The sequence below is a fragment of the Rhodococcus sp. 24CO genome (assembly GCF_050586165.1).
Classification (GTDB): domain Bacteria; phylum Actinomycetota; class Actinomycetes; order Mycobacteriales; family Mycobacteriaceae; genus Rhodococcus_F.
Window position 1 is genome coordinate 18,797 of record NZ_JAZFNF010000001.1, and the last position, 26,890, is coordinate 45,686.

Here is a 26,890-nt window from a genome sequence, read left to right on the forward strand (position 1 = left end):
GATTAACGTGTCCGATAGTTGCCCGATGGCCCCTGAAGGAAAGTCGCAGGGGGGAAGCGAAAGTGAAAACCCCGCGATCTCGGCTCCGACGCCCACGGCGCATCGCCCGATGACAAACCAGGACTGGTGGCCCAACCAGCCGAATCTCTCGGTGTTGCGCGTTCATTCGCCCAAGTCCAATCCGCTGGGCTCGGACTTCGATTACGCGGCGGAGTTCGCCAAACTCGACGTCGAGGCTCTCAAGCGAGACGTCATCGACTTGATGACAACGTCGCAGGACTGGTGGCCCGCCGACTACGGTCACTACGGCGGTCTGTTCGTTCGGATGAGTTGGCACGCCGCGGGCACCTACCGCATCGCTGACGGTCGTGGCGGCGGAGGTCAAGGCGCACAACGGTTTGCGCCGCTGAACAGTTGGCCGGACAACGCCAGCCTCGACAAGGCCCGTCGCTTGCTCTGGCCCGTCAAACAGAAATACGGCAAGCAGATCTCGTGGGCAGACCTTCTGGTCTTTGCCGGTAACTGCGCCCTGGAGTCCATGGGATTCAAGACCTTCGGTTTCGGTTTCGGTCGCGAGGACATCTGGGAACCGGAGGAAATGTTCTGGGGTCCGGAGGACACGTGGCTCGGAGACGAGCGGTACAGCGGCGATCGGGAGCTGTCCGGTCCGCTCGGCGCAGTGCAGATGGGTTTGATCTACGTGAATCCGGAGGGCCCGAACGGCCAGCCCGATCCGGTGGCCGCCGCCCGGGATATCCGCGAAACCTTTGCTCGCATGGCGATGAACGACGTCGAGACAGCGGCGTTGATCGCCGGTGGACACACCTTCGGTAAGACTCACGGGGCCGGCCCCGCCGATCTCGTCGGGCCCGAACCCGAAGGCGCTCCGATCGAACAGCAAGGCTTGGGCTGGAAGAGTTCCTTCGGCACTGGCGTGGGTAAGGACGCGATCACCAGCGGCCTCGAAGTTGTGTGGACGAATACGCCGACGCAATGGGACAACTCGTTCCTGGAAATTCTCTACGGCTACGAGTGGGAACTGACCAAGAGCCCCGCGGACGCGTGGCAGTGGACGCCCAAGGACGGCGCCGGTGCCGGCACGATTCCGGACCCGTTCGATTCGTCGGTGAAGCGTTCTCCGACCATGCTGACCACGGACCTCTCGCTGCGGCTCGATCCCGCGTACGAGAAGATCACGCGCCGTTGGCTCGATCACCCGGACGAATTTGCCGAGGAGTTCGCCAAGGCCTGGTACAAGCTGTTGCACCGCGACATGGGACCGGTGACTCGCTATCTCGGTCCATGGATTCCGGAACCGCAGCTGTGGCAGGATCCTGTTCCCAACGCCGCTACCCCTCTGATCGGGGACGCGGATATCGCTGCTCTCAAGGCCAAGGTACTGGGGTCCGGGCTGTCGATCTCGCAGCTGGTGTCCACTGCCTGGGCGTCGGCGGCGAGTTTCCGTGGCACCGATATGCGCGGCGGCGCAAACGGAGCCCGGATTCGTCTCGAGCCGCAGAAGAGTTGGGAGGCAAATAATCGCGCTGAGCTGTCGACGGTACTGAGTGCTCTCGAGCAGATCCAGCAGGACTTCAATTCCCAGTCCGGTGGAGCGAAGGTTTCGCTTGCCGATCTGATTGTTCTGGCGGGAACCGCGGCGGTCGAGAAGGCCGCCAAGGATGCCGGCCACGAAGTCTCCGTCTCGTTCACACCCGGACGGGCGGACGCGTCGCAGGAACAGACGGACGTGGAGTCCTTTGCGGTTCTCGAACCTCGGGCAGACGGATTCCGGAACTACCTGCGCGGCGGGGAGAAGATTCCGGCCGAAATCCTGCTTGTCGACCGGGCATACATGTTGACGTTGACCCCACCGGAGATGACGGTGCTCGTCGGTGGCCTTCGCGGGCTGAATGCCAACGTCGGGGGTACCGCCCACGGTGTGCTGACCGATCGGCCGCAGACGTTGACCAACGACTTCTTCGTCAATCTCCTCGACATGGGCACGGAGTGGAAGCCGTCCACGTCGTCGGAGAACGTCTACGAGGGTCGTGACCGGGCCACCGGTGACGTCAAATACTCTGCCACTGCCGTCGACCTTGTCTTCGGGTCGAACTCGGAACTGCGTGCTCTCGCAGAGGTATACGCAAGTGCGGACGCACAGCAGAAGTTCGTGGAGGACTTCGCGAGCGCGTGGACCAAGGTGATGGAGCTCGATCGGTTCGACCTCGACTGATCGCCGCACCGCGCAATGCGTAAGGCCCACCCGGCAAGCAACGCCGGGTGGGCCTTACGCATTTGGTCAGGGAGTAACAATCATTCAGGGCGTAACAATGGCAAATGCCGGATCGGGACTGTCGAGTAGCCCGAGGAGCCGCTGTATCGTCGCGGGGTCGCCGGAATGCTCGATACCGTCCAGTCCGCCGCCGGCCAGCAACCCGAGCAACTGGGTTTTGGTCAACGTGAGGGTGAGATCGGTGGTTGCCTTGGTCCGCGGGTTGGGTGTCTGGATCAGCGCGCCGTTGGAGAGAGTCAAGCGGACTTTTGTGTCGAGATCGGTGAAAATCCATTCGATGCAGAGCTTTTCACCCCCGGCGCGGGGCCCGTTGACGCGGATGGCGAGTGTGTCGAAGAGTTGCTCCACCGTCAGTGCCGCGGCCATTCCGGTGCCGAGATCGATGGGCGGTGGCGTGATTTCGCCGCGTAGTTCCTTCGCTCCGGTGAGGTAGAAACCGCGCCAGGTCGGGTTTTCGGCGCCGTAGCCGAGAGTGGTGTAGAGATCTGCGAGAGCGTTTCTCGCTTCAGTGTTGTCTGGTTCGGCAAATACCGCGTGCTTGAGCAGTTCGGCCGCGAACCGCGTGTCACCGGCATCGATGTAGCCGCGTGCCTTGTCGAGAACTGCAGGTACGCCGCCGATCACGTCGACGTAGCGGGCCGCCAACTGCTCCGGTGGGTGCTGCCAGAGTGAGCTGGGATGACCGTCGAACCAGCCCATGTAGCGCTGGTAGATCGCTTTGACGTTGTGACTGACCGATCCGTAGTAGCCGCGCACATGCCAGGCGTCGTCGAGTGACGCGGGAAGCGTGATCGCCTCGGCGATTTCGCTGCCGGTGAGTCCGATGTTGACCATCCGCAACGTCTGATCGTGCAAGTACGCGTACATGTCTCGCTGCTCGGTCAGGAACTGCACGATGTTCTCGGATCCCCATGTGGGCCAATGATGTGACGCGAATACGACGTCGGAATCCGGCGCGAACAATTCGACAGCCTCGTCGAGGTAGTGGGACCAGATACGCGGGTCGCGGACCAGCGCACCTCGAAGCGTGAGGATATTGTGCAGGTTGTGCGTGGCATTTTCGGCGACGCACAGCGCGCGGCTGTCGGGAAAGTGGAAGTTCATCTCCGACGGCGCTTCGGTGCCCGGCGTGATCTGGAAGACGATCCGCACTCCGTCAACGGTTTCTTCCTGCCCCGTACGGGTGATGTCGACAGTGGGGGGGATCAGGCCCACGGATCCACCGGATGTCTGGATGCCCAGCCCGAGGCTGGCTTGGCCCTCTGGTCCGACGTCCAAGGTGTAGCCGTACTGGTAGTTCGCGCGACGGTTCATTGCTGTTCCCGCATAGACGTTTTCCGATACCGCGTGTTCGAGAAATCCTTCGGGCGCGATGATCGGCACATCGCCGGCGCCGTCCGGCAGAACTCCCATCACGCCGCCGAAATGGTCTGCGTGCGAATGGGTGTAGATCAACCCGGTGACCGGACGGTCTCCGCGGTGCTCGCGGTAGAGCGCAAGACCTGCGGCAGCGCACTCGGCGGAGATCATCGGGTCGATGACGATGACGCCGGTATCGCCCTCGACGATCGTCATGTTGGAAATATCGAACCCGCGGATCTGATAGATCCCGTCCGTGACCTCGAAGAGTCCGTTCTTGACGCAGAGCTGCGCCTGACGAAACAGGCTCGGATGAACCGTTTCCGGGCACGGTTCGTCGAGATAGCTGTAGCCGGACAGATCGAAAACGACTCGTCCGTCGGCGTTCTTGATGGTGAGCGGTTCGAGCGTGGCGATGAAGCCCCGCTCGGCGTTGTCGAAATCCGTGCGATCGGAGTAGTCCAGCGCCATGTTGATGCAGCTCCCTCGATGAGTCGGTTATCCCGTCCTCACATGGTCGAATCCCGCGCTGCTCTGCGCATCATCCGTGGGGGGTGAATCGAGGGGCACTGAATGTGGACGGATTTTTCCTACTGACGACCTATCCAGATTCGTGATTCGAGTTCGTGCGTACCCGAGCCTTCTCGCCGCTGGGGCCGAACAGGTGCAAGATCTCGACAACCTGGTCATGTGCCGGTCCGAACCAATGGGGCTCCGCGGTGTCGAACTCCGCGACTTCTCCTGGCCGGAGGACAACCTCGTTCTCGCCGAGAATCAGTCGTAGGTCGCCGGCGAGAACGTAGAGCCACTCGTACCCGGCATGAGTGACGAGTTTCGGTGGACGGGGCCCAATCACCTGCTTGAAGACCTGAACCCGGCCCGGGTAGCGCGTCAACGGCACGACAGCGCTCCCGTTCCGGCGCCGGGTCGGAGTGAGGTGGACTCGGGGGTCCCCGGTGGCGGGCGCCCCAACCAGTTGGTCGAGTGCCACACGGTGGGTTCGGGCAAGAGGCACAAGCAAATCGAGGGTAGGGCGACGCTTACCTGACTCGAGTCGTGACAGTGCGCTGACGGAGATACCGGTGGCGTCGGACAGAGCTTCGAGGGTCATGTTGCGATCGCGACGAAGTGCCCGCAATCTCGGTCCGATATCGCTGAGCATCGTCTCCAGTTCGGCATCCATGTGCTCATCTTTGCAGTTTCCGCAAAATTCCTACCGAATTTGCCGGCTCGGTTGCGACGATTCTTCCAACGGTGACCACGGCATAGGAGTCCAACCATGAAACCTTCGAGCGGAATCGACAGACACTCGGCGACCGGAATGCATGCCCGTCGGCGGTGGGGCGTCCTGGCAATCTGCTGCACGAGTTTGTTCGTGGTCGGATTGGACACGACCATCGTCAATGTCGCCCTGCCGACGATCGGGGTGGGTTTCCACGTCGGAATTCCTGGTCTCGAATGGGTCGTCAACGCATACACACTCGTTCTGGCGAGCTTGCTGATCTCGTCCGGAGCCCTGGCCGACAGGTTCGGCCGCAGACGCGTATTCCAGATCGGACTGGTCGTCTTCGGAGTGGCGTCGATAGCGTGCGCACTCGCGCCGTCAGTAGGCGTGCTGATCGCCGCGAGAATTGCACAGGGCGTTGGCGGTTCGATGTTGAGTCCGGTTGCGCTGGCAATTGTGGTCAACGTGATGACCGATCCGAAGGAGCGTGCCAAGGCGATCGGAGTGTGGGCAGCGGTGTTCGGTCTCAGTATGGCCGTCGGGCCCATAGTCGGTGGAGTGCTCATCGACAGCTTCGGTTGGCGATCCGTGTTCTGGGTCAACGTTCCGGTGATCGTGATTGTTCTGGTGTTGACTGCCGTGTTCGTGCCGGAATCGCGTGCTCCGCAGGCGCGAAGGCTCGACCCGGCGGGACAGATGCTGTTGGTCGCTGTGGTGGGCGGCGCAGTGGGACTGCTCATCGAGGGCCCACGAATCGGATGGACGTCACCCGGTGCGGTGGTCGGTTACGTCGCGCTCGCGCTAGCTCTGGCTTCGTTTATTGCTGTCGAATCGAGGAAAGCCGAACCACTCGTCGACCTTGCATTGTTTCGGCACAGGCCGTTTTCTGCGGCGGTTCTCGGCGCAGTCGTGGTGTTTGTGGCATTGAACGCGACGCTGCTGCTCGGCACGCTGTACCTGCAACAAGCGCGCGGCATGACTCCGGCCGCCGCGGGCGTCGTGATTCTCCCGATGGCTGCTGCAGCAACCGTGTGCGCACCGCTGTCGGGGATTCTGGTCGGACGCGTCGGGCCGCGGTTACCGCTGCTGATCGCCGGAAGCTTCACCGCGTTGGGTGGCCTGTGTCTCGTATCGCTCGACAACAACACCGGACTTTCGACTGTACTTGTCGCCTACCTGTTCCTGGGGATCGGTTTCGGTTTCTCGAATGCCCCGATCACCAACACCGCCGTCAACGGACTGCCGAAATCACAAGCCGGACTTGCCGGTGGAATCACATCCAGTGCACGACAGTTCGGCGCTGCTCTCGGCGTCGCATTGGCCGGTGGCGTAGTCGCGAACAGCGTCGAGTCGGATGTGGCACAGGCGTCACACGCGGGGTGGATGCTTGTTGTCGGATGTGGGTTGGTGGTACTTGTCATCGCCTGCGCATCGGTTCAGTCGGCCTCGGTTCAGCAGACATCGGTTCACCCAGCACGGGTGATTCCAACGACCCCGCTCGCCAGATAGAGATGTGGGGGTAACCGATTGTCGTAACCGAACGGGGAATGCCATGTGCCAGACGCCCAAGGACGCAACACCTGCCACTGCGACGGTGAATCGAGACGCCCTCGCGCGGTACGCCATGGAGGACCGGCAAGACTTCGTGGATGTGGATCGCGGCTTGATCGCTCCGTTGCCGGGCAATGTGCTCGGCGACGACGGACATGTGATCTTCGATCCGGAGGCGATGGAATACATCGGCGATGACGTTCCCGCGCCCGACACCGTCAATCCCAGTCTGTGGCGCCAGAGTCAGCTGATTCGCCGGGGCGGGCTCTACCAGGTGACCGATCGCCTCTACCAGGTGAGGAACAACGACATAGCGAACCTGACGGTCGTCGAAGGTGACGAAGGACTGATCATCATCGACTGCATGGCGGGTGTGGAGTCGGCCCGCCAGGGTATGAAGATGATTCGCGAGCACGTCAGCGACAAGCCGGTGGCGGCAATTATCTACACGCACACGCACATCGACCACTACGGCGGCGTCAAGGGGATCGTCGACGCCGAGGACGTTGCGTCGGGAAAGGTGCCGATCATTGCGCCGGGCACGATTGCGTCGTTCGACAAGTTTGCAATCGGTGAGAACGTTGTTGCCGGCAATGCCATGGCCAGGCGGTCGTTCTACGCCTTCGGTGGATTGCTCGACCTCGGTCCGAAGGGGGCGGTCTCCTGCGGGATCGGTGTGCTCAGCACGAAAGGCCCTCAGATCTCATATATTTCTCCCACTGACGGCATCACCGAGACCGGCACGAAACGAGAAATTGCGGGTCTGGAGTTCGAATTCCTCTACGCCCCGGATACGGAGGCTCCTGAGGAGATGCACATCTGGATCCCCGAACTCGCCGCGCTGACCTGTGCGGAGAACGCCAATCATTCGCTCCACAACATCCAGACATTGCGTGGGGCCCGCACTCGCGACGCCCGGAACTTCGCCCGATATCTGGATGAGACCCTCGAACGATGGGGAGACGACGCGGCGGTTCACTACGGACCGCACACCTGGCCCGTGTGGGGTAACGAAAATCTGGTGCCGTTCATCGAATCGCAAAGAGACACATACAAATACATTCACGACCAGGCGCTGCGGCTGGCGAACAAGGGATACACACCGCTCGAAGCTGCCGAGGTGATCGAGCTACCGGACGAACTCGGACGCAAGTGGTACAACCGCGGATATCACGGAACCCTGCACCACGACGTTCGCGCCGTGTACACCAAGGAATTGGGAATGTGGGACGGCGATCCGGTGTCGCTTCATCCGCATCCGCCGGTGGAGTCGGCCAGACGTTTTGTCGATCTCCTTGGCGCACAGAAGATTCTGGACGAGGGCAAGCGGGCCTTCGATGCGGGGGACTACCGCTGGGCTGCTGAGATCCTGCACAAGTTGGTGTTCGCGCAACCGGAGAACACCGAGGCGAAGAACCTCCAGGCCGATGTCTACGAGCAGATGGGGTATCAGGCCGAAGGGCCGCAGTGGCGCGGGATCTATCTGACGGCGGCCCTGGAATTGCGTGAAGGCTCGCAACCCCCGCCCTACATCACGGCGAGCCAGGACAGTGTCCTCGCGATGCCGATCGACATTCTGTTCGACTTCGTCGCAATTCACCTCATCGGCGACAAGGCAACGGACGCCGATCTCCGCATCGATTTCGTGTTCACCGATCACGACAACGAAACCTGGACTGTGTGGGTCAATCGCGGCGTCCTCAATGCCAGGCGGGGAGCGGCGTCGAACACGCAGCTGACGGTGTCCGGACCGAAACCTGCGCTGATCGGCGCACTTCTGCAACCAGGCGCAGCACCCGAATTGGCTCGGGCCGGGAAGATCTCGCTCGACGGTGACGATTCGGCATTGAAGACGCTCGAAGGGTTGTTGGATACCTTCGATCCCAGCTTCAACATCGTCACGCCGTAGCTCAGAGACGAAGGGAGAGTTTCTCGATGTGCACGCGATTGGTTTATCTGGGGCCGAACGACACCGTGATCACTGCCCGGTCGATGGACTGGAAGCTCGATCTCGGTACCAACCTGTGGGCATTTCCCCGTGGCATGGAGCGTGAGGGCTGCGCCGGGGCGAGTTCGATAACGTGGACGTCGTTGTACGGCAGTGTTGTCGCCTCCGCCTACGACATGTGCACGACGGACGGAGTGAACGAGGCGGGACTGTCCGCAAATCTGTTGTGGCTGGTCGAATCCGAGTATCCCGCCTACGACGGATCGACGCCCGGCTTGTCTATCGCGGCGTGGGCGCAGTACGTGTTGGACCGTTGTGCGAGCGTCGAGGAAGCCGTCGAGGTGCTGGCGGCGGAGCCCTTCACCATCGTGACTGCAGCAGTTCCCGGAGAAGACCGTCTGGCGACACTGCACATGTCGCTCTCGGACGCTCGCGGTGACAGTGCCATCATCGAGTACATCGGTGGCCGACAGAGCATTCACCACAGTCGTGACTATCAGGTGATGACAAATTCTCCGATCTTCGACAAACAACTCGCCGTCAACGAGTACTGGAAGCAGATCAACGGAACCGTCATGTTGCCCGGTACCAATCGCGCTGCGGATCGTTTTGCCCGTGCCTCGTTCTACGTCGACGCAGTCCCGAAGACCGACGATCCGCGGACCGCGTTGGCCGCGACGTTCAGTGTCATCCGGAACGTATCAGTGCCCCTGGGTATTTCGACTCCAGACGAGCCGAACATCTCCTCGACTCGGTGGCGCACCGTCGTCGATCACAAACGCGGACTCTACTTCTTCGAATCGGCGATGACGCCGAATACTTTTTGGGTGGATGTGTCGTCGATCGATTTGAGTGAGGGATCAACAGTGCGGAAGCTCGAACTCGGGCCGGACGAGAGCACCGTATTTTCGGAGATTCCACTGATCAGTTCAAACCGGCTGAACCGTTCACCTTTGCCGGGTTGTAGGGGTTGAGCGTCCTCCGGGGATAGGCTGGAGCGGTCACCTCGAACGCACCGGACGCGGTCGAGGGGCAGAGCTGATGTGCCATGACCAAGCGTGATGCCCAGAGCAACGATGCGACCGTTGCAAGCGGGCCCCTGACCCGCCGGGGCCCGGAGACGGAAGTGCGCCGTGGTACCGAAAGATTCTCTCCGACAAGCTCACCCGCGCAGCTTGGCGGTGACGGACGTGAACAGCTCGTGGACGATTGGGAAGCCGGGCGAGCGCCCACCGACCTGCTCGGATATCTCCCCGATCCCGCGGCGATCAGACGTGCGTCGTTGATCGATTTGGTGCGCGCCGACATGGAATGTCGGTGGCTGAGGGAGAACCGGCCGAAACGACTTTCGGAGTATTGCGTCGAGTATCCCGAACTGCTCGACGAGCCACTGCCGGCAGAACTTCTCTACGAGGAATTCCGGTTCCGTAGGCAGCGTGGTGAGAAGGTTGCGGTGCCCGAGTATCTCACCGAGTTTCCGGCGCAAGCAGAAGCACTCGAGAATCTGATCGAACGTGATGCCGCAGCAGGTCCGCCGGCAATCGTGACGCTGGAAAGCTCGGGCTTCGATCGATTCGAGGTCGGGCAACGCTTCGACGATTTCGAATTGATGATGGAAATCGGCCAGGGCGCCTTCGCTCGAGTCTTTCTTGCCCGCCAACTCTCCATGCAGCGTTGGGTGGCGTTGAAGATCTCGCAAAATGTCGGGGTGGAGCCGCAGACCCTCGCACGACTCGATCACCCTCACATCGTTCGGGTCTTCGACCAGCGGGTGCTCGAGGATCAAGCACTTCGGGTACTGATCATGGAGTACGTGCCTGGCGGGACCCTGCTCGAGGTGGTGAGACTCGTGCGTCGGACGCCGCCGGAGCTTCGATGCGGTCGCCTGCTGCTGGACTCGATCGACCAGAATCTGGCGCGAAAAGGGGAGATGCAACCCAGCGAGACCAGCCTGCGACGCGAAGTTGCCGGGTTGTCGTGGCCCGAGACCGTCGCCTGGATAGGGATGCGACTGGCCGACGCGCTGGAATACGCGCGCGAGCACGGGGTGCTGCATCGCGATATCAAGCCCGCAAACGTGCTGCTCACCGTGGAAGGAATACCAAAACTTGCGGACTTCAACGTCAGTTCCAGTGACGTCGAATCCGAGGACGCTGCGTGCCTGGTCGGTGGGTCGGTCGCATATATGTCACCGGAGCAACTGGAGGCATGTTCGCTCGGGGTTCCTGGAAACCTCGATACCCGCAGCGATATCTACTCGCTCGGAGTCATGCTGTGGGAGCTTCTGACCGGTAGTCGTCCGTTTGCCGACGACGGAACACGGGAGTCGGCACCGTCACCGGCAGCAGCGCTCGCGATCCGGCGCCGCGGCGTCGACCCCGCGGCGCAGGAGCATCTTCCCGAAGACTGTCCGGCCGCCCTGCGGCGAGTCCTGGTCAAGTCTCTCGCGCTCGAGCGAGACGCGCGATGGTCAGGTGGCCGGAAGTTGGCCCGTCAGTTTGCGCTGTGTTTGGATCGGCATGCTCGCGATTTGGTCGACCCTGCGCCGAGTAGCCCGCGATCGGTACTGTGGCGATGGGCGCCACTGATCTTGTTGGCTGCCATCTGGATTCCGAATCCCCTTGCGGCAGGATACAACTACTACTACAACAAGATGCTGATCCTCTCCACCTTGTCACCGCAGGTGCAGCAGCATCTCGAACAGGTTCATCTGGCAATCGGTGCGGTAACTCTGGCGATGGGCACAACACTGATTCTCTTCTGGTGCCGGCGTGCGCTCACCGTGCCACGCGGTCTGCATCTGGGACAGACGTACAGTGCCGATGTTCTGTCCACGGCACGCAGTGCGACCCTGTACATGGGGCACCGCGCCGTCGTGATCTGCTTCGGATTGTGGGTACTCGCCGGAATCGCGTACCCGATTGCGCTGCAGGTGCTGGCCGGCGGCATCCCGCCGCGGGCGTACGTGCACTTGATGTCGTCGCTGGCTGTGTGCGGCGCGGTTGCGGTCGCCTATCCGTTCTTCCTTCTGACGTTCTACTCCGTGCGATGCCTGTACCCGATTCTGTTGTCACACGGAGAATTACGAAGCGGCGACGGCCGGGACCTCCGCAAGCTCGGACGCATCAGCACGCGGTACCTCGCCGTGGCAGCGTCGGTTCCCTTGGTGGGAATCGCAGGACTCAGTTTGGTCGGTGGGGGAGCGGGCGAGGACATCAACGCCACCGTTCGGCTTCTGTGCCTGTTCGGAATTTTCGGATTCGTCGGCATCTATCAACTGTTCCGGTGGATCGAAAGTGACTTGCGCGCGCTGTCCCGTGTGGTGACGCTGGAGGCGTCGGCGTCTCCCTGATCAGATCGAATGCGAGTGGGGTTACTTGGCAGCACTCTTGCGAGGCCGACCACGGCGAACTGCCTTTGCCGGAACCGCGGACTTTGCCTCCGGTTCGGCCGGGGGATCGTCGCGCCAGTGAATCTCGATTTCGATCTCTATTTCGTCGCCGTCTACCTCGATCTCGAGTTCCCACCGAACCTGTTCAGGGACAGCGATTTCGATCGAGTCGCCGCCCGATCCCAGTTCCACTTCCGAGCCGCTGGCGAGAGCTTGCCCGAGCGCGATCAGGCGCTCGGCGACTTCCGCTCGCGAGAGTGTGGATTTACTTTTGATCTCCAATTTGGGCACGATCACTCCTGACCTCGGCGGATTCATTGTTCACGGTAATTGGACAATCGAAAGATTGTGGGAGTTTCGCGCGACGGCCGGTTACCCCACTCCTGTGTGAGTCGTCATTTTCAGTCCGCTGCTCGCCAACCTGGGGATTGGATCGCGTACCGTTGCCTTTCATGGAACTGACTCGAGTAGCGGTGGGCAAGGGGTCGTGCACCGTTCGGATCGACGGACCGGTCAGTAAGCACGCGGTCCTCCTTCTCCCGGGCAAAGGCGACCCTGTCGACGTATACGACAAAGTGTGTGAACGCCTCCACAATTCGGATTTGCGCACGGTTGCGGTCGAATCGATCGACAATCTCGACGAGAAGACGGCAGTGGTTCTGCTGGACGAGTTGAACATCGCCTGGGTGAACCTGGTGGGACACCGCGAAGGGGCGGACCTTGCATGGCTGTTGGCCGCGCGCCAGTTCGGCCGCTTCGCGAGCTTGATTTCGGTGGATCGTGGCCATCCGTCGGCAGCCGACATCGCCGGAGTTCCGCCGGTGGAGGTGCCGACAACCATCGTCGTCGGTAGTGCTGGGCGGGCGATTGCCGACGCCAGTGGGCGGTTCGTGTACTCCGATTTCCGGGTGGCCGAAGTGCCTGGAGTCGATGACATCGTGAAGTCCGCGGCGGCTGAACTTGCCACCGAGATCGTGCTGCGCACCAGTCCCTGGTAGTCCCGAGAACTACAAAGGCGGGCATCCCCGAGGGGAGTGCCCGCCTTGTGCGTTCTTCCGAAACAGATGCCGAGCGTTCCAGATGTCGAGCGCTATTAGATGTCCAGGCCGAGCAATGCGTTCTCGACGACCTCTGCCAGGGCCGGGTGGATCCAGTACTGCCCACGGGCCATGTCCTGCGCGGACAACCCGAAACTCATGGCCTGGATAAGAGGCTGGATCACGGTCGGAGCGTGGGTTCCCATGACGTGAGCGCCCAGAAGACGGCCGGTGCCGCGCTCCGCGATGACCTTGCAGAGACCTTCCTGATCTTCCATCGCCCAGCCGTAGGCGACGTCGCCGTACGCCTGGACCTTGACGGTGATGTCGAGTCCGGCGTCACGCGCTTGCTTCTCCGTCATTCCGACGTCGGCGATCTGCGGATCGGTGAACACAGCGGCCGGGACGAACCGGTGATCGGTTGCGCGCAGCCCGGAAGTGTCGTTCCACGCGTCCTGGAGCAGGTTGTGCTGAACAACGCGCGCCTCGTGGTTGGCCACGTGCTTGAGCTGATAGGGGGAGGAGACGTCGCCGAGTGCAAAGACTCCCTCCGCTGTGGTGCGTTGGTACTCGTCGACAACGATGGAGCCGTTGTCGTCGAGTTCGATGCCGGCCTTGTCGAGGTCCAGGAGGTCTCCGTTGGGCTTGCGGCCCACCGCAACCAGCAGAACGTCGCCGGAAACGACTGTGCCATTTGCCAGTTCGACGGCGATGTTCTCCCCGTCTGCGCGGACCGACTGCATCGGTGATCCGAGGTGCACGTCCCACTTCTTGACGGCGAGTTCGGTGAAGCGTTCCGAGATCTCGTCGTCGAGATGACGCAGGAGGCGGCCACTGCGGCCGATGATCGACACGCGAGAACCCAACGCGGAGAACACATGTGCAAACTCAGTGGCAATGAAACCCGAGCCGACGATCACGAGGTGCTCGGGGAGTTCCGGCAGACGCATGATGTCTTCGTTGGTGTAGTACTTCACACCGCTGGAGGAAATCTCCTCGGGAATGATCGGGCGTGAACCGGCCGCGATCACAACCTGGTCGGCAGTGATGGTCTCACCCGTGCCGGTGTTGACGGTCTTCGGTCCGGTGAAGGTGGCGTGGCCGCGGTAGACGGTGGTGTTGGGGCTGTCCTCGCTGCGGAAGCGTTCGCCGCCCGCGGAGATGGGATCGATACGGCCGAACACGCGCTTGACGATGTCGGACCAGCGGACGCCGTCCAGGGTGGCGTCGACGCCGAATTTCTCCGCGTGCGACACCGTGTTTGCGACCTCCGCCGCGTAGACGAACATCTTGGTCGGGATGCATCCGACGTTGAGGCACGTGCCGCCGAAGGTGCCTTCCTCGAGGATCGCGATTTTCTTGCCGTCGAATCGCTCGTCGGGCAACGAATTCCCCGAACCGCTTCCGATGATGGCAAGGTCGTAATGCGTCACTGCGCGTTCTCCTGTGTGGTGGTGTCTGCGTCTGCGGTCAGGTGGCGCTCGAGCCACTCCAGCCACTGATCGAGTTCGGAAAAGGCTGTGGCCAACGGCTTCTGAGTCGAGAGGAAGACGTCGTGGCGCGCGCCGTCGATGGGAACGATGGTAGTCCGATCACCGAGGCAACCTGCCCACCGTGCGATCTGCCTCACATCCAGGACGGAATCGGCCAGGTCGACGCCGGGGTGGTACGCCTTGGCGAACTCCGACTTCTTCGAACGAAGGATCAGCGCTGGTACACCGATGTCCAGGCCGCGGTGCAGTTGCGCGTGTCCGCCGCGCACGGCACGCATCCACCCGAATGTGACCGGACAGCCCGCGAGCGGCTTCCAGTCGAGGTTGTAGTCCCACTCGCCGTTGGCGGAAACGTGCAGGCTCGAGCCGTACGTCGGCAAGCCCGTGCCGGGGATGACAGTCTTCCCGGACACCCGTCCCAGTACGTCGATGGCGGCGGTACCGACGTTGCGCACCATGGGCGGACCCTGCAAGTCGAACCACGGACTGTTGAGCACCAGGCCGGCGATGCCGTGTCCGGAGCTGCCGCCCGGCTTGCGCTGGAGTCGGTCAAGCCACAGAGGAACGATGAGCCCACCGGTCGAGTGCGCCATCAAGAGGAGTTCGCTGCCGTCGGTTTCGGAGTTCACGATGCGCAGGGCCTCGTTGAGTTCGGCGTCGTACAGGGCGAGATCCGACACATAGTGAGCGGTATGGCCCGGTTTCAGTGAACGCCCGCACTTGCGCAGATCCAGCGCGAAGAAGGCGTAACCCTGCTCGGCGAAGTGTTCCGCAAGATGCTTCTGGAAGAAGTAATCGGTGAACCCGTGTACATACAGAACTGCACGGTTCGCCCGGACTGCCTCGCCAGGCGGCTGATAGCGGACGAGTGTGGCGTCGACCTCACCCTCACCGTCCGGATCGGTTCCGAGAGGAATGGTCAGCTGCTGATATCCGTCTCCGAGGACGTCTGGAACCCATGTAGTCACAGATCACAATCTAATCCTCGTTTCCGGACGGCGTTGTAGAGCACAATTGGGGGTGGTAAACGGCGCACTTACGCCCAGGTAACCTATTCGGCGTAACACAGCAGGCGGATGCGCGCACGGCTAATGACAAGGAAGTCGATTCTCCAGTGTCGAATCAGAACGCGGTAGAGACGAAGACGGATGTAGTGCTCGTAGGTGCGGGCATCATGAGTGCCACGCTTGGTGCATTGTTGCGCCAGCTGCAGCCGGACTGGTCGATCTCGACCTTCGAGAGGCTCGACGCCGTCGCAGCCGAGAGCAGCGACCCGTGGAACAACGCGGGAACCGGTCACTCCGCGCTCTGTGAGCTCAACTACACCCCCGAGAACTCGGACGGGACGGTCGATATCAAGAAGGCCGTCAACGTCAACGAGCAGTTCCAGGTGTCCCGGCAGTTCTGGGCACACGCTGTCGAGCAGGGCGTGTTGACGCAGCCCAAGGAATTCATCAACCCCATCGCGCACGTGAGCTTCGTTCACGGCGAGGCCAACGCCAAGTACCTGCGTGCTCGCTACGACGCACTTGCCGGCCACCCGCTCTTCCGCGGCATGGAGTACATCGACGATCCGGCCGAGTTCACCAAGCGCCTGCCGCTGATGGCAAAGGGCCGCGACTTCTCGGACCCCATCGCCCTCAACTGGAGCCAGGACGGCACCGACGTCGACTTCGGAGCGCTCACCAAGCAGCTCGTCGGCTACATCGGCAAGACCGGCGGCAACATGTACTTCGGTCACGAGGTCACCAACCTCACCCAGAACTCGGACAAGACGTGGACCGTCAAGGTCACCAACCGCCGCACCGGTGAAAAGCGCGTCGTGCGTTCACGATTCGTCTTCGTCGGAGCCGGTGGTGGCGCTCTTCACCTGCTGCAGAAGTCGGGCATCAAGGAAGCCAAGGGCTTCGGCGGCTTCCCCGTCAGCGGCGCGTTCCTGCGATGCACCAACCCTGAGCTGATCGACCAGCACAGCGCCAAGGTCTACGGCAAAGCGGCCGTCGGCGCACCGCCCATGTCGGTTCCGCACCTCGACACTCGTGTCATCGGCAACAAGCCCGGCCTGCTGTTCGGACCGTACGCCGGCTGGTCACCCAAGTTCCTCAAGCAGGGCCGGGTCACGGACCTGCCCGGTTCGGTCAAGCCCAATAACATCCTCTCGATGCTCGGCGTCGGCGTCAGCGAACTCGGCCTGGTCAAGTACCTGGTCAGTGAGCTCACCAAGAGCGAAACCGGACGTATCTGGGACCTGCGTGAATTTGCGCCCAAGGCCGAGACCAAGGACTGGGAGCTCATCACCGCAGGCCAGCGCGTTCAGGTGATTCGCCGGGCCAAGGGCAAGGGTGGCGTCCTCGAATTCGGTACCGCCGTGGTGGCTGCCGAAGACGGAAGCATCGCCGGTCTGCTCGGTGCGTCCCCCGGCGCGTCGACGGCTGTTCCCGCGATGCTCGACGTGCTAGAGCGCTGCTTCCCGACCGAATTCCAGGGTTGGAAGGGCAAGCTGCGTGAGATGGTTCCGTCCATCGGCGTCAAGCTCACCGACAACGAAGGACTTTTCAACCAGGTCTGGGATTGGTCCTCGAAGGTCCTCGAGCTCGATTCCGCGACGTCAACCGAATCTCTTCCGGTCGCGGAGACCGCTGCAACTGTGTGATAGTCGCAACCATGACGGCAACAGCAGCATTGAAGCGTTCATGGGCACTCGACCTCGACAACAAGACTTTCTACGAGTTGTTGAAGCTTCGGGTAGAAGTATTTGTCGTCGAGCAGGCCTGCCCGTACCCCGAATTGGACGGGCGGGACCTGCTGACGGAAACCCGCCATTTCTGGCTGGAGCAGGATGGCGAAGTGGTGTGCACTCTCCGGCTCCTCGAAGAGCATGACGACGGCACGAAGAGCTTCCGTATCGGTCGGCTCTGCACGTCACGTGAAGCACGCGGACAGGGCCATACGACGCGATTGCTGCAAGCTGCGCTGGCCGAAGTGGGCGAAGCGCCGTGCCGCATCAACGCTCAGACCTATCTGGTCGACATGTACAGCAAGCACGGCTTCAAAGCTGACGGCGAAGAATTTATCGAGGACGGTATTCCGCACACCCCGATGCGCCGCGGTGGCGGCGAGCCGTTTGAGCTCGCCAGCTGAAACGCAGTCATACACCCGACCCAGTCGGCTCACGGAATTGTGGGCCGACTAGGGTTTTTTCGATACCGAATGCTCGCGGGGAAGTCCTGTTCGATTCAGGTGCGGTCCCGCCACTGTAAAGATCTCACGAGATCCCAGCCAGATTGCCGCGACATTCGGATGAAGCCAAGTTCTCGGCGAGGAAACCGAGAGGTGGAGGGATGTCGACGTGCGTATAGAAGGCGATCAGGCGGCGGTGGCGGGTTTCCCGTTCAGCGCGGTAGTGGGCCAGGACCAACTTCGTTTGGCGCTGATCCTGTGTGCCGTACACCCCGGAATCGGTGGTGTGCTGGTTCGCGGCGAAAAGGGCACGGCTAAATCCACCGTTGTGCGCGCTTTGACGGCTTTGCTACCGGCTGTCGACGACGGCGGTGTGACGCGTCCGGCCAGGTTGGTCGAACTGCCCGTCGGGGCAACGGAAGACCGCGTGATCGGCTCGATCGACCTCGAGAAGGTATTGCGCGACGGTGAGCGCGCCTTCCAGCCAGGACTACTGGCCGCGGCGCATCAGGGTGTTCTGTACGTCGACGAGGTGAACCTGCTGCACGATCACCTGGTGGACGTACTGCTCGACGCGGCGGCGATGGGCCGAGTGCATGTGGAGCGGGACGGAATTTCGCACTCGCACGCCGCGAAGTTCGTCCTCGTCGGAACGATGAATCCCGAAGAGGGAGAATTGCGTCCACAGCTGCTGGATCGTTTTGGCCTTGCAGTGGACGTGTCGGCGTCTCGGGACGTGGATGTGCGCATGGAGGTAGTTCGACGACGCCTCGACTACGAACGCGATCCACAGGCGTTTGCCCACAGCTACGCATCGGCCGATCAGGAACTCGCCGCCGAAATCCTCTCTGCGCGTAGCCGACTCGATGACGTCGAGCTGAGCAACCGCGAACTTCGGCGCATCGCGTCGCTGTGCGCGTCCTTCGACGTCGACGGAATGCGCGCCGATCTTGTTCTCGCCCGTACCGCCACCGCTCACGCTGCGTGGCGCGGTGGCAGTGAAGTCACCGAGGAAGACGTACGAGTCGCGGCGGAACTGACACTGCCGCATCGCCGCCGACGCGATCCCTTCGACGAGCCGGGCCTCGATCAGCAGCAACTCGACGACGCGATGGATCGTGCAGACGAGGATGCTCGGGCCGGCGAGCCTGAACCGCCCCAGAATCCAGAAGGTGGGGAATCCGACGGCGGGGAACCCGAGGGTGGGGAACCCGATGACGGGGGCCCTGATGACGGGGGACCTGATGATGACGGGCCTCATGACGATCCGGACGGTCCGGGCGGGGGAGTTCGCTCTACCGATCGACCGTCTGCCCCACCGAGTAGTCAATTCAAGGCGAAACTTCTCGAAGTTCCCGGTGTCGGTGAGGGTGCGCCCGGTCGGCGTTCACGATCCACGTCGACGCGCGGACGCGTCGTGCGGTCCACCACCGACCGTGGGCACGGCCTGCACCTGACGAGCACGGTGTTTGCCGCAGCGGAATCGCAGATTGCGCGGGGCCGCACGGTGGGCCGTCTACGGTTGGCGCCGGCCGATCTGCGCGGCGCGATTCGCGAAGGGCGCGAAGGCAATCTGATCGTGTTCGTGGTGGACGCGTCGGGGTCGATGGCGGCACGTGACCGGCTTTCCGCTGTGACGGGCGCCGTTGTCTCACTGTTGCGCGACGCTTACCAGCGCCGCGACAAGGTAGCCGTCATCACCGTCCGGGGCCGCGAAGCTGAGCTGGTTCTGCCGCCGACGTCGTCCGTGGACATCGCTGTTCGCCGATTGCAGTCCATGCGAACAGGTGGCAAATCACCACTCGCAGAAGGTTTCTTGCGTGCCCGTGAGGTGATTCTGCGTGAGCGGCTCAGGGATCCGCAGCGCCGCGCGCTCATGGTTGCGCTCACAGACGGGCGAGCCACCGGCGGCAAGGACGCGCTGCACCGCGCTCGTGTTGCCGCGCACCTGCTCGCCGATGCATCGGTTGCTTCGATCGTCGTGGACTGCGAAACCGGGCTTGTCCGTTTGGGATTGGCCGCCGAATTGGCCCGAGAACTACGAGGTGGATGCGTCCGCCTTGCCGAATTGTCAGCTCAGCAGGTCGCGGGTGTCGTCCGCGCCGCCGCCTAACGTTTTCATTTCAGGAGATCACCATGCCTAAAGGCGTTCCCGACACAGTCCCCGACGACGGCTTGACCACACGTCAGCGTCGTAACGCACCGGTGCTTGCTGTCCATACCGGACCGGGAAAGGGTAAGTCCACCGCAGCCTTCGGGATGGCGCTGCGTGCCTGGAACCAGGGATTCGACATCGGCGTCTTCCAGTTCGTGAAGAGCGCAAAGTGGAAGGTCGGCGAGGAAGCCGCGTTCCGCGCACTCGGAAACCTGCACGACGAGAGTGGCGTCGGTGGGCCGGTGCAGTGGCACAAGATGGGTGAGGGCTGGTCCTGGACCCGTAAGGCCGGCAGCGAGGAAGACCACGCGGCTGCAGCAGCGGAGGGATGGCAGGAGATCGCCCGTCGCCTGGCAAACGAAACGCACCGCTTCTACGTCCTCGACGAGTTCACCTATCCGCTCAAATGGGGATGGGTCGACGTCGAGGAGGTTGTGCAGACCCTGCGCGATCGACCGGGAAATCAGCATGTGGTGATCACCGGACGTGACGCGCCGCAGGCGTTGATCGATGCGGCCGACCTCGTGACCGAGATGACCAAGATCAAGCACCCGATGGACGCCGGCCGAAAGGGCCAGCGAGGCATCGAATGGTGAGTTCGTCCACCCCCGCGGTTGTTATCGCCGCACCCGCATCAGGTAGCGGAAAGACCACGGTGGCAACGGGATTGATCGGCGCTCTCCGCCGAGCCGGCAGCAGTGTGGCACCGTTCAAGGTGGGTCCGGATTACATCGACCCCGGCTACCACGGGCTTGCGGCGGGACGGCCAGGTCGCAACCTCGACACCGTGCTCGTCGGCGAAGAGCGCATTGCGCCGCTCTATCAGCATGGCACCTCAGGCTGCGATATCGCGGTGGTCGAGGGCGTCATGGGCCTGTTCGACGGCAAGATCGACGAAGCCAATGCGCAGGCGTCGGCGGAAGGGTCGACGGCACAGGTGGCCGCGGTTCTGGGTGCACCGGTTGTTCTGGTCATCGATGCTCGCGGGCACAGCCAGAGCCTAGCCGCTGTGTTGCACGGCTTTGCCACCTACGACGCCAGTGTGCGGATCGGCGGCGTCATCCTCAACCGCGTCGGCAGCGCCCGGCACGAGCAAGTTCTGCGCCACGCGTGCGACAAGGTGGGGATACCGGTACTCGGGGTTGTTCCGCGTTTGGCTGAACTGGAGGTGCCGTCGCGTCATCTGGGTTTGATTCCGGCTGCCGAGCACGGCACCGCGGCAGTTGCCGCGGTGGACGCGATGTCGGAGTTGATCGCAACTCACGTCGATCTCGGCGCGGTGCGCGCGCTGGCCACATCGAATGTTGTTGCACCTGAGTGGGATCCAGCGCAGGAAGTGGGGGAGCTTCGCGGCTCGCGGCCCGTGGTGGCGATGGCGGGCGGACCTGCCTTCACCTTCGGGTACGCCGAGCATCGTGAACTTCTCACTGCCGCGGGCGCTGACGTGCAGGTCTTCGATCCTCTGCGCGACGAATTGCCGTCCGGTACTGCCGCCTTGGTTCTTCCCGGCGGATTTCCGGAGGAGCATGCTGTCGACCTCGCGTCGAATACTGTTCTGCTGAAACAGGTTCGAGAATTGGCCGACGGCGGAGCGCCGATCCACGCCGAGTGCGCCGGCCTGCTCTACCTCGCCCGCAGCCTCGACGGTCATGCGATGGCCGGAGTTGTCGGCGTCGACGCGGTTTTCGGTAAACGACTCACACTCGGGTATCGGGAGGCGGTGGCGTTGACCGACTCGAGTCTTTTCGCGGCGGGTTCGCGTGTCGCCGGGCACGAATTTCACCGCACGTCGCTCGTCAGCGCCGACGCCGACGGGTGCGCAAGCGCGTGGGGTTGGCGACCGTGGGACGGCGGCGCAGTGCGCGAGGGATTTGTTCGCGGTGGGGTTCACGCGTCGTATCTCCACACACATCCGGCGGGTCAACCAGGGTCGATCGCCAGTTTTGTCGAGGCTGCTCGTGGTTGAGGTACATGTCGGACTCGGGTTCACGACATCTGCCACTACTACCGAGATCGTCGACGCCGTGCGAGGGATACTGCCGCAGGGCTCGGCGCTCGTCGGCCTTGCCACCGCCGCGGTCAAAGCCTTTGCCCCGGCTCTGATCGACGCCGCGCAGATCCTGTCAGTCGATGTCGCTGCGTTCACGTCGGAAGAACTTGCAGCCGTGCCCGTTCCGTCACCGTCAGGGCGCGTCCATCAGGCTGTGGGTACCGCCAGCGTCGCCGAGGCGGCAGCGATCCTGGCTACCGGTCACGGGCAGTTGATCGTGGGTAAGACCTCGACCGGTGCGGTGACGGTCGCCGTGGCCAGTAAAGTTTCCCCAGCGAGCACAGGTTTTCCAGCGAGCACAGCTTTTCCAGCGAGCATAAAGATCGACGATGAAATGGAGTGCGAGTGAGCGAGCCCACCGCAGACGAGACCAACTACCTGGTCGGACTCAACCTGACCGATCGACGCGTTGTCGTATTCGGCGGCGGGACGGTCGCTCAGCGCCGCCTCGGCCTGCTGGTCGCGTCGGGCGCAGCAGTTCACGTCATCAGCCGCGAGCTCACGCCGGCGGTCGAGGGCATGGCAACGGCAGGGCAGATCACAGTCGAACTGCGCCCGTACCAGGATGGTGACCTCGAGGGTGCCTGGTACGCAATCGCGTCGACGGACGAACCGGAGACCAATGCGGCAATCGTCGCAGAGGCCGAGCGTCATCGAATCTTCTGCGTGCGCGCCGACAACGCCAAGCGCGGCACCGCCGTCACACCCGCAAGTGCCGAGTACGACGGTATGAGCATCGGCGTCCTGGCCGGCGGCGATCATCGTCGTTCGGCGGCCGTCCGTACCGCTGTGGTCGAAGGTCTGCAGTCCGGTGTCCTCGCGGATACGGCCGAACCGGCAGCGCCCGGCGTTGCACTGGTCGGCGGTGGGCCAGGCGACCCGGATCTGATCACCGTGCGCGGTCGGCGGTTGCTGGCCCGCGCCGACGTTGTGGTTGCCGACCGACTGGCACCGCCGGAGTTGCTGGCAGAACTCGGCCCCGACGTCGAGGTCATCGACGCCGCGAAGATTCCGTACGGCCGGGCCATGGCGCAGGAAGCCATCAACGCGGCGCTGATCGACAACGCGAAGGCCGGAAAGTTCGTCGTGCGGCTCAAGGGCGGCGACCCCTACGTCTTCGGTCGTGGCTACGAAGAACTCGAAGCGTGTGCCGCAGCCGGTGTTCCGGTGACCGTAGTGCCCGGAATCACGAGCGCGATTTCCGTACCGTCGGCAGCCGGTATCCCTGTCACGCATCGCGGCGTCACCCACGAGTTTGTCGTCGTGAGTGGGCACGTTGCTCCGGACCATCCTGATTCACTGGTCGACTGGTCGGCTTTGGCGAAGCTGCGCGGCACGATCGTGCTGCTCATGGCCGTCGAACGCATCGATCAGTTCGCGACTGCACTCATCGAGGGCGGGCGTGCCGCGAACACTCCGGTCATGGTGATTCAGGAGGGCACATTGCGTACGCAGCGTGAGTTGCGGGCCGATCTGGCAACGGTTGCTCAGCGCGTCAAGGACGAAGAGATCAAGCCCCCGGCCATCATCGTGATCGGACCGGTGGCGGGCTTTTCCGTCAACGCTGGGTAACGTGAAGTCTTGTGTCTGATTCCCCAAAATCTGAAACCGCTCAATCCGCGGCCCCAGCGGTCAATGCGCCGGTAGCGACCCGAGTCATCGGACTCGCCATCATCGTCCTGAGCGGTTTGCAGATGATGGTGGTGCTCGACGGCACCGTCGCCAACCTTGCGCTTGCGCCGCTTCAGGCTGATCTCGGCCTCAGTGACAGCGGCCGAAATTGGGTGCTGACGTCGTATGCCCTCGCATTCGGCGGGCTGATGTTGCTCGGTGGGCGACTCGGTGACGCGTACGGGCGCAAGAAAATGTTCATCGCGGGCGTTGCGCTGTTCACGGTGGCGTCGTTGCTGTGTGGTTTGGCGTTGAACGAAGGCATGCTGATCGCGGCGCGGGCCCTGCAAGGCGTCGGAGCGGCCGTAGCGTCGCCGACGGCCTTCGCTCTTGTGGCGACTACATTCGCCGCGGGTCCGGCTCGTAATCAGGCCATCGCGATTTTTGCCGCCATGACCGGCGTCGGTTCGATTGCCGGACTGATCATCGGCGGCGCGTTGACCGAGGTGTCATGGCGACTGATCTTCCTCATCAACGTTCCCATCGGCATCGTGCTCGTGGGGATGGCGTTTCGGGCTCTGCGCGAAACAACGCAGACTCGGCTCGCCCTGGATGTGCCGGGCGCGATTCTTGCGACGCTCGGCTGCACCGGCATCGTCTTCGCGTTGACCGAGGGTCCGGAAATGGGCTGGGGGAGCGTCGCCGTTATCGGCGCGTTGGTCGCCGGGTTGATCGCTCTCGGAGCATTCCTGTTCGTCGAACGCACCGCCAAGAATCCGTTGCTCCCGTTCTCGTTGTTCGCCGACCGGAACCGCGTTGCGACCTTCCTGGCGATCTTCTTCGTCGGTGGCGCGATGTTCAGCATGACCGCGTTTGTTGCTCTCTTCGTGCAGGACATCATGGAGTACTCGCCGCTGCGCGCGGGCTTGGCGTTCATCCCGTTTGCCATCGGACTAGGTGCCGCAGCAACGGTCGCGTCGAAGTTGGCGGTGCGTGTCCAACCTCGCTGGCTTGTTCTGACCGGTGTGCTGATCATGATCGTCGGGCTTCTCTACGGCTCCACCCTCGACTCCAGTTCCACCTACCTTGCCAATCTTTTTGTCCCCGTCATCGGGATCGGATTCGGTATCGGACTGGCGATGGTGCCGCTGCCACTGTGCGCGATCGCCGGTGTTCCCGAGACGGAGATCGGCCCGTTGACCGCCATTTCCCAGGTTGCCCAGACGCTTGGCGGCCCACTCGCGCTGTCGGTCATCGGTGCGATGGCGACGTCGAAAACTCTCTCGCTCGGCGGCATCTCGGGCAAGGCCGCCGAGATGAATCCGGCCCAACTGATCGCCCTCGGAGAGGGATACACCTTTGCACTTGTCGGCTGTGCGATCTGCGCGGTACTTGCCGGCATTGCGGCCGCGTGCATCAGATTCACCCCGGCCCAGGTAGCTCAGGCGCAGGCAGCGGAGAAGGCAGCCCAGGGAATCAGCTGATCAGCCCTGTTTTTGTACGTCGCAACTGGATACGATCGTTTCAAGAGGGCCGAGATTCCCGAAGGATCGGAGTGCCGTGATGCGGATCGCGGATATCTTGCGCAACAAGGGCAACAGCATTGTCACCATCGACGCCCACACCACCGTCAACGCGCTACTGTGCGATCTTGCTCGCCACAACATCGGTGCCATGGTCGTCCTGGACGGCGACGCTGTTGTCGGAATCATCTCCGAGCGCGACGTGGTGCGGCGATTGCACGAGCGGGGTCCGGAATTGCTGGCCACCGAAGTGTCCGAGGTGATGACAGCGTTGATGTACACGTGCGTGCCTGCTGATTCCGTGGACAGCATTGCCGCGATCATGACCGATCGCCGAATCCGCCATCTACCGGTCATCGAAGACGGCGAATTGCTCGGAATCGTCAGCATCGGTGACGTGGTCAAGAGCCGGATCGACGAGTTGCAGAGCGAGCGCGATCACCTCGAGTCGTACATCGACCAGGGCTGAGACGCTGACCGGTCTCGCGCGGTAGCTACGCTCGTGTGATGGCTGCAATCCAGGATTCCACAGCAGGCACGGCCACCACCGTGGCCGGCCTCGAGAGCACTTTCGCTGACGAGCTTGGCGCTTTGACCGTGCCATGGCAAGGTACCGCTGCCCCTGACCCGCAGTTGCTCGTTGTCAACGAGCAACTGGCTGCGTCGTTGCGCTTGGATGTGGAAGCGCTGCGAAGTGCGGACGGGGTTGGCGTCCTGTCCGGGTCGACGGTGCCGGTCGGGGCCAAACCGGTGGCGATGGCGTATGCGGGTCATCAGTTCGGTGGATACGCACCCATCCTCGGGGACGGTCGGGCGTTGTTACTCGGTGAACTGATGAACAGTGACGGTCAGCGAGTGGATCTGCATCTCAAGGGTTCGGGGCGCACGCCGTTCTCGCGGGGCGGTGACGGGTATGCGGTTGTCGGGCCGATGCTGCGCGAATATCTGGTCAGTGAGGCGATGTATGCCCTCGGTACCCCCACGACACGCGCGCTGTCGGTGGTGGCGACGGGCCGGGACGTTCGCCGCAGCGGCGCAGAACCCGGTGCCGTGCTTGCACGGGTCGCATCGAGTCACCTTCGGGTGGGGACCTTCGAGTTCGCGGCCCGGCAGGGCGACGTCTTGCAGCCGCTCGCCGACTACGCGATCGCCCGCCACTGCCCGGAGCTGACCGAACTGCCGGCAACGGGTGCACACAATCGGTACCTGAGGTTCCTCGACGCGGTGGTCGAGGCGCAGGCGTCACTGGTGGCGCGGTGGATGCTCATCGGTTTTGTACACGGGGTGATGAACACCGACAACACGACAATTTCGGGGGAGACCATCGATTACGGTCCGTGCGCCTTCCTCGACGCGTTCGATCCGGCGGCAGTGTTCAGCTCGATCGACAGCGGCGGCCGCTATGCGTTCGGCAATCAGCCCGGTGTCTTGAAGTGGAATCTGGCGCGCTTCGCGGAAACACTCTTGCCACTGATCGATTCCACACCCGATGATGCGATTTCCGCGGCGTCAGCAGTTCTCGACACGTTCGACGAGCGCTACGAGGGCCACTATGCGGCCGGTATGGCGGCAAAGCTCGGTCTGGCTCATCCGATTGTCGATCGAGCGCTTGTCGACGATGTGCTGACAGTGTTGGCGGAACACGGTGCTGATTGGACGGGCAGTTTCCGTGCGCTCGCGGACGAACTGCGCGGAAATTCGGCGCCCCTGGACACTCTCGTGCCACGGGATCACATCGCGCCCTGGTTGCAGCGGTGGCACGAGGCACTGACGGAACAGGGGCGCGGGGGCGCGGAGACCGCGAGCGCAATGGACCGCGTCAACCCGCTCTACATTCCGCGCAATCATCAGCTCGATGCTGCCCTGCGCGCCGCGACCGACGGCGACCTCGTTCCCTTCGAGAAACTGCTCGAGGTTGTCACCCATCCCTTCGACCGACGCGACGAGTGGTCCGACTTCACCGCACCTGCCCCGCAGATTTTCAGTGAAACGTTCCAAACCTTCTGTGGCACTTGATTTATGATCGAGTGCCGCCAGCACAAGGTGAAATGCGGGCCCGCCAGCACCTCAATGC

At 62.8% G+C, this 26,890-nt stretch carries 20 protein-coding genes, 1 pseudogene and 1 riboswitch; of the genes and pseudogenes, 16 read left to right on the forward strand and 5 right to left on the reverse strand.

Features of this window, described 5'->3' with window-relative positions; genetic code table 11:
- The first annotated feature begins 7 nt into the window (after positions 1–7).
- Positions 8–2,233: a catalase/peroxidase HPI gene (katG, locus tag V2B23_RS00120; protein ID WP_430948489.1), complete on the forward strand. Its 2,226-nt coding sequence runs from the start codon at positions 8–10 to the stop codon at positions 2,231–2,233.
- Positions 2,234–2,317: 84 nt separating this feature from the next.
- Here the strand turns inward: katG and V2B23_RS00125 are convergent, their stop codons facing one another.
- Positions 2,318–4,123, reverse strand: coding sequence for an alkyl/aryl-sulfatase (locus tag V2B23_RS00125; protein ID WP_430948490.1), 1,806 nt, complete (start codon positions 4,121–4,123; stop codon positions 2,318–2,320).
- A 130-nt stretch (positions 4,124–4,253) separates the two neighbouring features.
- Positions 4,254–4,835, reverse strand: a complete 582-nt coding sequence (locus V2B23_RS00130; RefSeq protein ID WP_430948491.1) for a helix-turn-helix domain-containing protein — start codon at positions 4,833–4,835, stop codon at positions 4,254–4,256.
- 96 nt (positions 4,836–4,931) lie between these two features.
- Here V2B23_RS00130 and V2B23_RS00135 point away from each other — a divergent pair, with 96 nt between their 5' ends.
- The 4 genes and pseudogenes from V2B23_RS00135 (at position 4,932) to V2B23_RS00150 (ending at position 11,728) form a co-directional block, all read left to right on the forward strand.
- Positions 4,932–6,386, forward strand: coding sequence for an MFS transporter (locus V2B23_RS00135; protein WP_430948492.1), 1,455 nt, complete (start codon positions 4,932–4,934; stop codon positions 6,384–6,386).
- A 43-nt stretch (positions 6,387–6,429) separates the two neighbouring features.
- Positions 6,430–8,337, forward strand: coding sequence for an alkyl/aryl-sulfatase (locus tag V2B23_RS00140; RefSeq protein WP_430948493.1), 1,908 nt, complete (start codon positions 6,430–6,432; stop codon positions 8,335–8,337).
- A 26-nt stretch (positions 8,338–8,363) separates the two neighbouring features.
- A pseudogene (locus tag V2B23_RS00145) lies at positions 8,364–9,343 on the forward strand (linear amide C-N hydrolase).
- Positions 9,344–9,424: 81 nt separating this feature from the next.
- Positions 9,425–11,728: a serine/threonine-protein kinase gene (locus V2B23_RS00150; RefSeq protein WP_430948494.1), complete on the forward strand. Its 2,304-nt coding sequence runs from the start codon at positions 9,425–9,427 to the stop codon at positions 11,726–11,728.
- Positions 11,729–11,749: 21 nt separating this feature from the next.
- Here V2B23_RS00150 and V2B23_RS00155 read toward each other — a convergent pair whose 3' ends face one another.
- The gene (locus tag V2B23_RS00155) at positions 11,750–12,058 is read right to left on the reverse strand and encodes an amphi-Trp domain-containing protein (RefSeq protein ID WP_430948495.1); all 309 of its coding nucleotides are present in this window, start codon (positions 12,056–12,058) and stop codon (positions 11,750–11,752) included.
- A 161-nt stretch (positions 12,059–12,219) separates the two neighbouring features.
- On the opposite strand from V2B23_RS00155, the gene V2B23_RS00160 reads away from it, so the two are divergent.
- Entirely contained in the window at positions 12,220–12,765 is a 546-nt protein-coding gene (locus V2B23_RS00160; protein ID WP_430948496.1) for an alpha/beta fold hydrolase, read from the forward strand.
- A gap of 95 nt (positions 12,766–12,860) precedes the next feature.
- On the opposite strand, the gene mtr is transcribed toward V2B23_RS00160, so the two are convergent.
- Together mtr and V2B23_RS00170 are read right to left on the reverse strand one after the other, a co-directional pair.
- A complete protein-coding gene (gene mtr, locus V2B23_RS00165; protein ID WP_430948497.1) occupies positions 12,861–14,237 on the reverse strand; it encodes a mycothione reductase in 1,377 nt (458 codons plus the stop codon).
- Positions 14,234–15,265: an alpha/beta hydrolase gene (locus tag V2B23_RS00170; RefSeq protein WP_430948498.1), complete on the reverse strand. Its 1,032-nt coding sequence runs from the start codon at positions 15,263–15,265 to the stop codon at positions 14,234–14,236. Before V2B23_RS00170 ends, mtr begins: the two co-directional genes overlap by 4 nt.
- Before the next feature lie 146 nt (positions 15,266–15,411).
- Here V2B23_RS00170 and mqo point away from each other — a divergent pair, with 146 nt between their 5' ends.
- The 10 genes from mqo (at position 15,412) to V2B23_RS00220 (ending at position 26,832) form a co-directional block, all read left to right on the forward strand.
- Positions 15,412–16,950, forward strand: coding sequence for a malate dehydrogenase (quinone) (mqo, locus tag V2B23_RS00175; protein ID WP_430948499.1), 1,539 nt, complete (start codon positions 15,412–15,414; stop codon positions 16,948–16,950).
- 11 nt (positions 16,951–16,961) lie between these two features.
- Positions 16,962–17,438: a GNAT family N-acetyltransferase gene (locus V2B23_RS00180; protein WP_430948500.1), complete on the forward strand. Its 477-nt coding sequence runs from the start codon at positions 16,962–16,964 to the stop codon at positions 17,436–17,438.
- Between the two features lie 52 nt (positions 17,439–17,490).
- Positions 17,491–17,637, forward strand: a riboswitch (adenosylcobalamin (AdoCbl) riboswitch).
- A 36-nt stretch (positions 17,638–17,673) separates the two neighbouring features.
- The gene (locus V2B23_RS00185) at positions 17,674–19,590 is read left to right on the forward strand and encodes a magnesium chelatase subunit D family protein (protein ID WP_430949140.1); all 1,917 of its coding nucleotides are present in this window, start codon (positions 17,674–17,676) and stop codon (positions 19,588–19,590) included.
- A 23-nt stretch (positions 19,591–19,613) separates the two neighbouring features.
- Positions 19,614–20,228 carry a cob(I)yrinic acid a,c-diamide adenosyltransferase gene (cobO, locus tag V2B23_RS00190; RefSeq protein ID WP_430948501.1) on the forward strand — a complete coding sequence of 205 codons (615 nt, stop codon included), beginning with the start codon at positions 19,614–19,616 and terminating at the stop codon, positions 20,226–20,228.
- Positions 20,222–21,598, forward strand: a complete 1,377-nt coding sequence (locus V2B23_RS00195; protein WP_430948502.1) for a cobyrinate a,c-diamide synthase — start codon at positions 20,222–20,224, stop codon at positions 21,596–21,598. The genes cobO and V2B23_RS00195 overlap by 7 nt, the downstream gene beginning before the upstream one ends.
- Complete coding sequence (locus V2B23_RS00200; protein ID WP_430948503.1) at positions 21,591–22,031, forward strand: cobalamin biosynthesis protein; 441 nt, start codon at positions 21,591–21,593, stop codon at positions 22,029–22,031. The genes V2B23_RS00195 and V2B23_RS00200 overlap by 8 nt, the downstream gene beginning before the upstream one ends.
- Positions 22,028–23,254: a uroporphyrinogen-III C-methyltransferase gene (cobA, locus tag V2B23_RS00205; protein WP_430948504.1), complete on the forward strand. Its 1,227-nt coding sequence runs from the start codon at positions 22,028–22,030 to the stop codon at positions 23,252–23,254. The genes V2B23_RS00200 and cobA overlap by 4 nt, the downstream gene beginning before the upstream one ends.
- A gap of 11 nt (positions 23,255–23,265) precedes the next feature.
- Entirely contained in the window at positions 23,266–24,777 is a 1,512-nt protein-coding gene (locus V2B23_RS00210) for an MFS transporter (RefSeq protein WP_430948505.1), read from the forward strand.
- A 79-nt stretch (positions 24,778–24,856) separates the two neighbouring features.
- Complete coding sequence (locus V2B23_RS00215) at positions 24,857–25,285, forward strand: CBS domain-containing protein (protein ID WP_033234926.1); 429 nt, start codon at positions 24,857–24,859, stop codon at positions 25,283–25,285.
- A gap of 38 nt (positions 25,286–25,323) precedes the next feature.
- A complete protein-coding gene (locus tag V2B23_RS00220; protein WP_430948506.1) occupies positions 25,324–26,832 on the forward strand; it encodes a protein adenylyltransferase SelO in 1,509 nt (502 codons plus the stop codon).
- The last annotated feature ends 58 nt before the right edge of the window (positions 26,833–26,890 follow it).

Excerpts from the sequence above, each read along its gene's own strand:
- cobO (WP_430948501.1), top strand. The coding sequence starts at position 19,614 with ATGCCTAAAGGCGTTCCCGACACAGTCCCCGACGACGGCTTGACCACA.
- V2B23_RS00160 (WP_430948496.1), top strand. The coding sequence starts at position 12,220 with ATGGAACTGACTCGAGTAGCGGTGGGCAAGGGGTCGTGCACCGTTCGG.
- V2B23_RS00125 (WP_430948490.1), bottom strand. The coding sequence starts at position 4,123 with ATGGCGCTGGACTACTCCGATCGCACGGATTTCGACAACGCCGAGCGG.
- V2B23_RS00130 (WP_430948491.1), bottom strand. The coding sequence starts at position 4,835 with ATGGATGCCGAACTGGAGACGATGCTCAGCGATATCGGACCGAGATTG.
- V2B23_RS00180 (WP_430948500.1), top strand. The coding sequence starts at position 16,962 with ATGACGGCAACAGCAGCATTGAAGCGTTCATGGGCACTCGACCTCGAC.
- V2B23_RS00215 (WP_033234926.1), top strand. The coding sequence starts at position 24,857 with ATGCGGATCGCGGATATCTTGCGCAACAAGGGCAACAGCATTGTCACC.
- V2B23_RS00220 (WP_430948506.1), top strand. The coding sequence starts at position 25,324 with ATGGCTGCAATCCAGGATTCCACAGCAGGCACGGCCACCACCGTGGCC.
- V2B23_RS00140 (WP_430948493.1), top strand. The coding sequence starts at position 6,430 with ATGTGCCAGACGCCCAAGGACGCAACACCTGCCACTGCGACGGTGAAT.
- V2B23_RS00150 (WP_430948494.1), top strand. The coding sequence starts at position 9,425 with ATGACCAAGCGTGATGCCCAGAGCAACGATGCGACCGTTGCAAGCGGG.
- V2B23_RS00135 (WP_430948492.1), top strand. The coding sequence starts at position 4,932 with ATGAAACCTTCGAGCGGAATCGACAGACACTCGGCGACCGGAATGCAT.
- V2B23_RS00195 (WP_430948502.1), top strand. The coding sequence starts at position 20,222 with ATGGTGAGTTCGTCCACCCCCGCGGTTGTTATCGCCGCACCCGCATCA.